The 9,447-nt window shown below is 64.7% G+C and carries 8 protein-coding genes; 3 read left to right on the forward strand and 5 right to left on the reverse strand.

The annotated features are described in order from the left end of the window. Nucleotides 1-9 precede the first annotated feature (9 nt). From ACX80A_RS14240 to ACX80A_RS14250, 3 genes are read right to left on the reverse strand one after another with little or no spacing between them, the layout of a single operon-like run. Nucleotides 10-930, reverse strand: a complete 921-nt coding sequence (locus ACX80A_RS14240; RefSeq protein WP_459260421.1) for a MaoC family dehydratase — start codon at nucleotides 928-930, stop codon at nucleotides 10-12. Further along, nucleotides 927-2,261: a 3-oxoacyl-ACP reductase gene (locus ACX80A_RS14245; RefSeq protein WP_459260422.1), complete on the reverse strand. Its 1,335-nt coding sequence runs from the start codon at nucleotides 2,259-2,261 to the stop codon at nucleotides 927-929. Before ACX80A_RS14245 ends, ACX80A_RS14240 begins: the two co-directional genes overlap by 4 nt. Beyond that, on the reverse strand, nucleotides 2,258-3,589 hold the full coding sequence (locus ACX80A_RS14250; RefSeq protein WP_459260423.1) for an acetyl-CoA C-acetyltransferase: 1,332 nt from the start codon (nucleotides 3,587-3,589) through the stop codon (nucleotides 2,258-2,260). The genes ACX80A_RS14245 and ACX80A_RS14250 overlap by 4 nt, the downstream gene beginning before the upstream one ends. A 65-nt stretch (nucleotides 3,590-3,654) precedes the next feature. Between ACX80A_RS14250 and ACX80A_RS14255 the strand changes: the two genes are divergently transcribed. Together ACX80A_RS14255 and ACX80A_RS14260 are read left to right on the forward strand one after the other, a co-directional pair. Further along, nucleotides 3,655-4,395 (forward strand): TetR/AcrR family transcriptional regulator, encoded by a 741-nt coding sequence (locus ACX80A_RS14255; RefSeq protein WP_459260424.1) that lies wholly within the window; start codon nucleotides 3,655-3,657, stop codon nucleotides 4,393-4,395. Then, nucleotides 4,392-6,482, forward strand: a complete 2,091-nt coding sequence (locus ACX80A_RS14260) for an acyl-CoA dehydrogenase family protein (protein ID WP_459260425.1) — start codon at nucleotides 4,392-4,394, stop codon at nucleotides 6,480-6,482. The genes ACX80A_RS14255 and ACX80A_RS14260 overlap by 4 nt, the downstream gene beginning before the upstream one ends. Nucleotides 6,483-6,485: 3 nt before the next feature. Here the strand turns inward: ACX80A_RS14260 and ACX80A_RS14265 are convergent, their stop codons facing one another. Together ACX80A_RS14265 and glgA are read right to left on the reverse strand one after the other, a co-directional pair. After that, nucleotides 6,486-6,689 carry a hypothetical protein gene (locus ACX80A_RS14265; protein WP_459260426.1) on the reverse strand — a complete coding sequence of 68 codons (204 nt, stop codon included), beginning with the start codon at nucleotides 6,687-6,689 and terminating at the stop codon, nucleotides 6,486-6,488. A gap of 52 nt (nucleotides 6,690-6,741) precedes the next feature. Continuing rightward, the gene (gene glgA / locus ACX80A_RS14270) at nucleotides 6,742-7,944 is read right to left on the reverse strand and encodes a glycogen synthase (protein WP_459260427.1); all 1,203 of its coding nucleotides are present in this window, start codon (nucleotides 7,942-7,944) and stop codon (nucleotides 6,742-6,744) included. Between the two features lie 97 nt (nucleotides 7,945-8,041). Here glgA and glgC point away from each other — a divergent pair, with 97 nt between their 5' ends. Beyond that, nucleotides 8,042-9,280, forward strand: a complete 1,239-nt coding sequence (gene glgC, locus ACX80A_RS14275) for a glucose-1-phosphate adenylyltransferase (RefSeq protein ID WP_459260428.1) — start codon at nucleotides 8,042-8,044, stop codon at nucleotides 9,278-9,280. Nucleotides 9,281-9,447 lie beyond the last annotated feature (167 nt).

A 9,447-nucleotide genomic window follows, 5' to 3' on the forward strand; every position in this document is an offset into this window, starting at 1 on the left:
CGTTCCAGTTTAGGCTTGAGCCTCGGGCAGTCGTGTGACCGTAGCGGTAAAGTGTTCGCGACCTCGCCGCGCATTCCAGGCGGTGACTTTGGACCCACGCCACGACCCGGTTTCCTGCTGAGGCTCGACGGCGACGGCGACGCGGGCGGGCAGCAGAACTGGAGACCGGAAGTCGATGCTCCAGGCGAAGGATTCGACCCCCGCGGGTTTGCTCTCCTGCACCATGCGCGAGGCAAGGTACATGCCGTGGGCGATGGCCCGCTTCATCCCAAGCGCCCTGGCGGCCAGCGCGTTGAGGTGGATCGGGTTGTAGTCGCCCGACACCGCCGCGTAGCTGCGGCCGGTGCTCCCGGGAAGATCCCACGTCGCGGTGAGTTGGGGTGCTACAAACACGCCGCGCTCCTCCTTCGGAGCGTGAGCTTTGCTGGTAGGCCGCGACCCTTTGGCCAGGTAGGTGGAGCGTCCCATCCAGACCGCCTCGCCGCTGACGGAGACCTCGGTGACGAGATCCACCTGTGTTCCGGAGTTGTGTGGTCGCAACTCTTCTGCCCAGGCGGTGATATCGAGGGTTTCGCTGAAATGGATCCCTCGCCGGTGTTGCACCGTGTTGCCCAAGTGAATCATTCCGAGCAACGGCAGGGGGAAGTCCCGGCGCGCCATGACGCTCATGGACATCGGAAAAGCAAGGGTGTGGACGAAGCCGGACGGCAGCAGATCGTGTGCCGGCGCGCCGATCAGCCGCTGGAAGCGGGTTAGATCGGCCACGGACGGCCGGACTCCAGCGACACGGTGGCGCACTGGAGGCAGCTCGAGGATTCCAGTGGTTATCCCCGGTTGGCTGTTGGCCCACGGTAGCGGAACAGCACCGATCAGGGCACTCCGATACAGGGACGGCAGGCCTGGCACAGCAGCCAGAACGACCTCGCTCAAGCGCCCACCAGTGACTGCCCGCAGACGCGGAGCACCTCACCGTTGATTCCCGCTGCAGCGGGCGACGCTAGGAACGCAATGGTTTCGGCGACGTCGATCGGCCGGCCACCCTGTTGCAGGCTGCTCAACCGTCGGGCTACCTCACGGGTGACAAACGGCATCCGCGCGGTCATTTCCGTCTCGATGAACCCCGGCGCGACGGCGTTGATGGTCCGGCCGGACTCTTCGAGTGCAGCGCCGGTACTCCTGACCATACCGATGACTCCGGCTTTGGATGCCGCGTAGTTGGATTGGCCCCGGTTTCCGGCGATGCCGCTGGTCGAGGCGAGGCAGACAATGCGGCCCGAGGCCGAAAAGACGTCGGATGACAGCAGCGACTCGTTCACCCGCAGTTGCGAGGCAAGGTTCACTGCCATGACCGATTCCCAGCGGACGGTATCCATGTTGGCCAGCAGTTTGTCGCGGGTGATCCCCGCGTTGTGCACCAGCAGGTCCAGGGATCCGTACCGCCGCTGCACGTGCTCGAGAATCCGGGATGCCGCGTCCTCGGCGGTGATGTCGAGTTGCAGTGCGGTGCCGCCCACCCGGTTTGCCACCGCGGCGAGCTGTTCCCCTGCCGCCGGTACGTCGACCACCACCACGTGGGCGCCATCACGGCTCAGGACGGCGGCAATCTCGGCGCCAATACCGCGGGCGGCGCCGGTGACGACGGCGGACTGGCCCGCCAACGGGCGATCTTCGTCCTGCGGGTCGGACTGTGTGCTTTCGCCGGCGGTGATGAACTGCCCGTTGACGAAGGCGCTCTTGCCCGAGAGCAGGAACCGTAGGGCGCCACTAGCGGACTCCTCCGGCGCATCCCCACGGAGCAGGATGCCATTGGCGGTGGCGCCGGCCCGGAGTTCGCGGCCGATTGACCGGACGATTCCGTCGATCGCCTGCCGTGCCGCCGCTTCGGCCGGGTCGGTGGACTCCTTGGCGGGGCGGGAAACTGTGACAATCCGGGCGCCGCGGGCCAGCTGCCGCAGCGCCTGGCCGAGCTCCAGGACCGGAGCGGCGAGGTCGCCGGGATCCGCGACCTCGTCCAGCACAACGAGGATCGCGCCGAGCTTCTCACCCGGCCGGGCGTGACGGCGGACATCCTGGTTCCAGTCCAGCAACCGGCTGGCGAGGGTGTCAGCACCAAAGCCGGTGCCGAGGACCAACAGCGGACCGGGAACCAGGGGCGCACCTGGGCTGTACCGACGGAGCGCAACCGGACGTGGGAGGCCCAGCTTCTTGGCGAGCTGACCGGCGGGCCCAGCATTGACGAGGGTGAGGTACGTGTCAGTCACTGTTCGCGTGCCTCCAGGATGGCGACGACGCCCATGCCACCGGCGGCGCAGACGGAGATGAGTCCCCTGCCGGAGCCCTTCTCAGCGAGAGTCTTGGCCAGCGAGGCAACGATCCGGCCACCGGTAGCGGCGAAGGGGTGTCCCGCCGCGAGGGAGGAACCGTTCACGTTGAGCTTGCTGCGGTCCACGGTGCCGAGGGCACCGTCTAAACCCAGCGTGTTCCGGCAGAAGTCCTCGTTCTCCCAGGCGGCAAGTGAACTGAGGACGGTGCCCGCGAAGGCCTCGTGGATTTCGAAGAAGTCGAAGTCGTCAAACGTGAGCCCGTTACGTTGCAGCATCCGGGGCATGGCGTAGACCGGTGCCATCAGGAGGCCTTCGGCTCCGTGGACGAAGTCGACGGCTGCTGCCTCCGCGTCCACCACGTTGGCGAGCATGGGCAGGTTGTTCCGGTGAGCGTAGTCTTCGGAACCAAGCAGCACCGTGGCGGCTCCGTCGGTCAGCGGGGTTGAATTGCCGGCGGTCATAGTGGCCGCGGCGGCAAGCCCTTTGCCGAAGACGGGTTTCAGCTTGGCGAGCTTCTCCAGTGAAGTATCAGCCCGGACGTTGGCGTCCCGAGTGACTCCGCGGTACGGCGTAACCAGGTCGGAGAAGAATCCCCGCTCGTAGGCGGCAGCAAGGTTGTGGTGGCTGTCCAGCGCGAGCTGATCCTGCGCTTCGCGGGTGATCTCCCAGCGGGCGGTGGTGATGGCCTGGTGCTCGCCCATGGACAGACCGGTGCGGGGCTCACCGGTGGTCGGGGCGTTGGGCGCGAGGTCCTTGGGTCGGAGGCGACCCAGGATTGTCAGCTTTTGCGGGACGGTCTTCGCCCGCGAGAGGTCAAGGAGCGCGCGGCGTAATCCTTCGCTCACGGCGATGGGGGCGTCTGAGGCGGAGTCGACGCCGCCGGCAATACCCGATTCGATCTGGCCCAGCTTGATCTTGTTGGCCAAACCGATTACGGTCTCCAGCCCGGTAGCGCAGGCCTGTTGGACATCGTAGGCCGGCGTGTCGGCGGCCAGAGCCGAGCCGAGCACCGCTTCACGGGTCAGGTTGAAGTCGCGGGAGTGTTTCAGCACGGCGCCCGCAGCAACCTCGCCGATCCGCTCACCCTGCAGACCAAACCGTGCCACGAGGCCGTCCAGGGCTGCCGTCAGCATGTCCTTGTTGGAGGAGTAGGCGTAGGGCCCGCCGGACCTGGCGAACGGTATCCGGTTCCCGCCGATGACCACCGCGTTGCGGACGGATGTGGAAGGCCGCGCGTTACGCTGGCCTGCTGCCTGGTCGACCATGCTGTGTTTCTCCTTCACGAAACGGTGAGTTACCGATACCCAGCGTACCTGATACGCTCAGTATCGTGAACAAGCAGGCCACAGTGCCCAGACCAGTAACCGTGCCCGCCGCGGCGGCCGGTGATGGGCGCTCCAGCCGCTGGCAGGCGCACCGCGACAAACGGCGTCGAGCGCTGATAAAAGCAGCCCGAGGTGCCGTGCATTCGCTGGGTTACGGCGCCTCGATGGAAGACATTGCGGCGGCGGCGGGAACCTCCAAGTCGGTCTATTACCGCTATTTCGGCGATAAGGCTGGGCTGCAGCAGGCCGTGGGCGAAGTGGTCATTGCCCAAATGCAGGACAAGGTTCTTGCCGCGGCGCGCCAGGCCGCCTCGCCGCGCGAGGGCCTCCACGCAATGGTCTCGGCGTACCTGCAGATGGCTCAAACCTCGCCAAACGTCTACGCGTTCGTCACCCGGCTGGGCGCTGCGGATGCTCTCACCAGCCCAGCTGACCCGCAAACGTCGGAGCTCTTGAGTCATTTCTTCGAGGCGGTCACCGCCATGCTGGCCAGCCCGATGAAGTCTTTTCTAGCCTCCGACCCGCGGGCCCGGGAACTCGGCGGCCCGGTTCTGACGCTCTGGCCGCAGGCGGCCATCGGCATGGTCCGCGCCGCCGGAGAGCTCTGGCTCGCCACCCCGGAGGGCTCCTCCAAGCCCACCGAGGCGCAGCTCAGCGAGCAGCTCACCACCTGGCTTTTCGAGGGCATCGCCAACCACGTTCCATCACCCGACAGCACCACATCCGCTCTGGAGGACACCCCATGACACAGACAGTCACGCGACCCGAACTCAAGGTTCCGCCAACCGCCGCCATCAAGGACGATGATCGCGCCGTCGTCGACGTCGAAGCCCTGGGCGAACTCCTACTGGGCCGCTGGGCGGCGACCCGCCGGGTTGCCCGCGAGTTGGCGGGGCGCCCCGAAGTGCACCGGATCGAAGGCCAGTCCAACGCCGAACACCGAAACAGGTGTTTCACCCAGCTGCATTACCTGGTCGACAATAAGGCGGTACACCGCGCATTCCCGTCGGAGTTCGGGGGGAACGACGATCATGGAGCCAACATCGCAGGCTTCGAGGAACTGGTGGTCGCCGATCCGTCACTGCAGATCAAGGCGGGTGTGCAGTGGGGCCTCTTCGGCAGTGCAGTGCTTCACCTGGGCACCGCCGACCATCACCGTGCCTGGATTCCCGGCATCATGAATATGGACATCCCGGGTTGCTTCGCGATGACCGAGACGGGCCACGGATCCGACGTCGCGAGCATCGCCACCACTGCCGTGTACCGGCCGGACACCGATGAGTTCGAAATCCACACCCCGTTCCGTGCTGCGTGGAAGGATTACATCGGGAACGCCGCCATCGACGGGCGGGCGGCAGTGCTGTTTGCCCAGCTCATCACCGGAGGGGTCAACCACGGTGTGCACGCCTTCTACATCGAACTCCGCGACGCTGACGGCGCGTTCCTGCCAGGCATTGGCGGCGAAGACGATGGACTGAAAGGTGGGCTCAACGGGATCGACAACGGGCGGCTTTACTTCAGCAACGTGCGCATCCCCCGCACGAACCTGCTCAACCGTTACGGCGACGTCGACAACGAGGGCGTCTACACCTCGCCGATCGCTTCCCCCGGACGCCGCTTCTTCACCATGCTCGGCACCCTTGTCCAGGGCCGCGTATCCCTCGACGGTGCCGCAGTGGCCGTCACCAAGCTGGCCCTGAAAACGGCAGTGCAGTACTCGGTGGAGCGTCGGCAGTTCAACGCGGGTTCGGACCTTAGGGAAGAGGTGCTGCTCGACTACCAGCAGCACCAGCGCAGGCTTCTCCCCCGCATCGCCGCCACCTATGCCGCATCCTTTGCTCACGAGGAGTTGCTGGCAAAGTTCGACGACGTGTTCTCCGGTGCCCACGACACCGATGAGGACCGACAGGACCTTGAGACTCTCGCCGCCGCGTTAAAATCATTGTCCACCTGGCATGCGCTCGACACGCTGCAGGAGTGCAGGGAAGCATGCGGCGGTGCCGGGTTCCTGACCGAGAACAGGTTCACCTCACTCCGTGCGGACATGGACGTCTACGCGACGTTCGAGGGGGACAATAATGTCCTGCTCCAGCTGGTCGCAAAACGGCTCCTCGCCGACTACGCCAAGGAATTCAGCGGCGTCGACTTCGGCGTGCTGGCCCGCTACGTCGTCACCCAGCGGGCCGAGAAGACGTTGCATCGTTCCGGGCTGCGCCGGGCGGTGCAGACCGTCGTCGACGGTGGCTCCGAACGCAAATCGGCTATCGCCCTGCGCGATGAGCACACCCAGCATGAGCTGCTGTCGGATCGGGTTGAGGCGATGGTCGCCGACCTGGCAGGCGAGTTGCGCGGGGTCAGGAAGTTGTCGCAGGAGGAGGCAGCGAGGAAGTTCAACGAACATCAGCACGAGCTGATCGAGACGGCCAAGGCGCATGCGGAGTTACTGCAGTGGGAAGCCTTCACCGCAGCGCTCCACCGCGTGGACGATGCCGGGACCAAGCAGGTACTCACCTGGGTGCGTGACCTGTTTGGGCTGTGCCTGATCGAACGGAACCTCGCCTGGTACCTCATGCATGGGCGGCTTTCCACCCAGCGTGCGAGGACACTCTCCCCCTACATCAACCGTCTCTTGGCTAAGATCCGGCCGCATGCGGTGGACCTGGTCGATGCGTTCGGCTACGGCCCTGAACATCTGCGGGCCGCAATCTCTACGGGAGCGGAAAAGGAACGCCAGGACGAGGCAATGGCTTACGCCCGGCAGCAGCGGGCCAGTGGTACCTTCCCGATCGACGAGAAGACCGTCCTGGCCCGCAAGGCGAAGGCCGCCCGGTAGGGGTTAGCCCTGACGCGGGTCGTCGTCCTTGTTCTCTTCATCGACGGGGGTGACGACCCGTCCGACGTCGAGGGCAGGGTTTTCGGCCGACTCGTCCATCACTGCCTCGTCGACCTCGGTTTCGTTCAACTCGGGTACGCTCGCCTCATCCGGGGATGGCGCCGATGCCGCTGAGTCGGGTGAAACTGGGCTGGGGTGTTCGGTCACTGATGGATCCTTCGTGGTCGTTGTCTGTAGATGAATTGCGTTGCAAGTGTGCTCAGGCCTTCTGGATCACCGAACGGTAGACCTCAAGGGTGGACTCGGCAATGGAGTCCCAGGAGAAGTGCTCCTCAGCCCGACGACGGCCAGCCTCGCCCATGGTCCGCGCCCGGTCCGGGTCCGCTACTAGGGCGTTGACGGCGGCGGCAAAGTCCCTGACGAACCGTTCAGGGTCCAGCGGGATTCCGGTTCCGTCGGTGACCTGTTCCAGCGGGACGAGGGTGCCGGTGACGCCGTCGTCGACCACCTCCGGGATACCTCCGGTGGCGCTGGCAACGACTGCCGCCCCGCAGGCCATCGCCTCAAGGTTGACGATGCCCAGCGGTTCGTAGATTGAGGGGCAGGCGAAGACCGTTGCTGTGCTGAGGACCTGGATGAGTTCGTTGCGGGGCAGCATCCGTTCGATCAGCACCACTGACCCGCGCTTGGCTTCCAGTTCCGCGATCAGCTCGGCGGTTTCGGCGGCCAACTCGGGAGTGTCAGCGGCTCCGAGACAGAGCACCAGCTGCACTCCAGGCTCGAGTAGCGCCGCGGCACGCAGCAGGTAGGGAACGCCTTTCTGGCGCGTGTTACGTCCCACAAACACCACGCTGGGGCGGTCCGGGTCGATGCCGAGCTTCCGGACGGCGTCCTGGTCTTCGTCCCGTCCCCAAAGGCTCACATCGATGCCGTTGTGCACCACCTGCACCCTGTCCGGATCAACGTTGGGGTAGCTGCGCAGGATGTCCGCGCGCATCCCGTGCGAGACGGCGATGACCGCGGCCGCCGCCTCGTAGGAAGTCCGTTCGGCCCAGGAGGACAGCGCGTAGCCGCCGCCGAGCTGCTCGGCTTTCCATGGTCGTAACGGCTCCAGGCTGTGGGCGCTGAGGACATGCGGCACCCCGTGCAGGAGGGACGCGAGGTGCCCCGCCATGTTCGCGTACCAGGTGTGGGAGTGCACCACATCCGCGCCCGCAAGCCCGTCGAGCATCGCCAGATCGGTGCCGAAGGTCTGTACTGCGGCGTTCGAGCGTGCCAGTTCGACGGGTGGCCGGTAGGTGCTCACGGTTGCCCCGTGATAATTGGTGTCGCGCTCCGCGCCGAAGCAGTGAACCCGTAAATCCACCTGGCTGGCCAGCACTCGGCTCAGTTCAGCGACGTGCACCCCGGCGCCGCCGTAGATCTCGGGTGGGAACTCTTTTGTCACAATGTCTATACGCACGTTTCCAAACGTAGTGCAGCGCGGCCATCTCATCTAGTGTGAGTCACTCAAGAGGTAATAACTCAATGAAGAGCAACAGCAGGGCAGGGGGCCACTCGTGGCATTGAAAAAGGTACTGGCGATTGTCCTGGCTGGGGGCGAGGGAAAGCGACTCATGCCGCTCACGGCCGATCGAGCGAAGCCTGCGGTGCCGTTTGGTGGCATCTACCGGCTGATCGATTTTGCCTTGTCGAACCTCGTCAATTCGGGGTACCTGGAAATTGTGGTGCTCACCCAGTACAAGTCCCACAGCCTGGACCGCCACATTTCCGAAACCTGGCGCATGTCGACCCAACTGCAGCAGTATGTGGCGTCGGTCCCGGCGCAGCAGCGGCGCGGCAAAAGCTGGTTCCTGGGCAGCGCCAACGCCATTTATCAGTCATTGAACCTGATCCACGATGCGAATCCCGACATCGTGGTGGTGATCGGCGCCGACCACGTTTACCGGATGGACTTTGAGCAGATGGTTACTGCCCACATTGCCAGCGGCGCGTCGGCGAGCGTTGCGGCGGTGCGGCAGCCCATGAACCTGGTGGACCAGTTCGGCGTCATTCAGACCGACGGTGAGGGCCGAATTTCAGGGTTTGTCGAGAAGCCGGAAAGCACTCCTGGGCTTCCCGATGATCCGAACAGCTTCCTCGCGTCGATGGGCAACTACGTGTTCACCGCCGATGCTCTGGTTGCCGCCCTGGAAGAAGATGCGGCCCGGCTGAACACGAAGCATGACATGGGCGGGGACATCATTCCCTATTTCGTGGAGCGAGGGGATGCAGCAGTCTACGACTTCACGTCCAACGACATCGCCGGATCTACAGACAGGGACCGTCAATACTGGCGCGACGTCGGAACCCTCGACTCGTACTACGACGCCAACATGGACCTGATCTCCCCCCTTCCCCTGTTCAATCTGTACAACCTGGAATGGCCAATCTATACGCGGCAGAGCGTCTCTCCCCCGGCGAAATTCGTTCGTAGCGCGTCGGGCGGCTCCGGCGTCGCCCACGACTCGATCGTTTCGAACGGTTCAGTGGTCTCCGGTGGCCAGGTGCAAGGGTCCATTCTCGCCACCGATGTGTTTGTCGACGAGGGTGCTTCGGTATCCGGGTCGGTGTTGATGGATAAGGTTTCGATTGGTCCTGGAGCTATCGTCCGGCGGGCGATTATCGACAAGAACGTTCGGGTGCCGGCCGGTGCCAGGATTGGTCTGGATCGGGAGCTGGACCTTAGCCGCGGGTACACAGTGACGGAGTCGGGACTCACTATCCTCAGCAAGGGGCAGCAAGTTCTTCCGGGCTAGGGAGATCATCTAGCGCCACGGCTATAGTCCGCGCCTTCGCGCAATTCCTGCTCTGTGTTAGAAGGGTGGTGGTTGGGGCAGGGTGGTGTAGTTTTTGCCGGTGAGTGAGGTGGCGGTGATGGTGCCGGGTTCGGGTTGTTGGTAGTGCCAGTAGCCGTCGGTTTTGA

Source organism: Arthrobacter sp. TMN-50 (genome assembly GCF_054511125.1).